The 347-nt window shown below is 66.3% G+C and carries 1 protein-coding gene; it reads left to right on the top strand.

Annotated features, from left to right (window positions below; all coding sequences use genetic code 11):
- The coding region (locus IF30_RS0140600) for a transposase (protein WP_030248343.1) at positions 1 to 347 on the top strand (347 nt) is incomplete at both ends.

Below are 347 nucleotides of genomic sequence, written 5' to 3' on the forward strand. Positions count from 1 at the left end.
CCCTGGTCCCCACCCGCGACCACACCATCGCCGAGCGGTCGAAGAACTACAGGTACTCCACCAACCACCAGGTCGTCATCGACGCCGACACCCGCCTGGTCGTCGTGGTTGGCCGGCCTCTCGCCGGGAACCGCAACGACTGTAAGGCGTGGGAGGCATCCGGAGCCAAGGCCGCCGTCGGCAAGACGCTCACGATTGCCGACGGCGGCTATCCAGGCACCGGACTCGTCATCCCGCACCGCCGAGAGCGCGGCCAGAGCGAACTCCCAGGCTGGAAAGAGGAACACAACAAGTCCCACAAGCAGGTCCGAGCCCGCGTTGAGCACGTCTTCGCCCGTATGAAGACG

The organism is Streptomyces sp. NRRL S-350 (assembly GCF_000719705.1).
In the GTDB taxonomy this organism is placed as follows: domain Bacteria; phylum Actinomycetota; class Actinomycetes; order Streptomycetales; family Streptomycetaceae; genus Kitasatospora.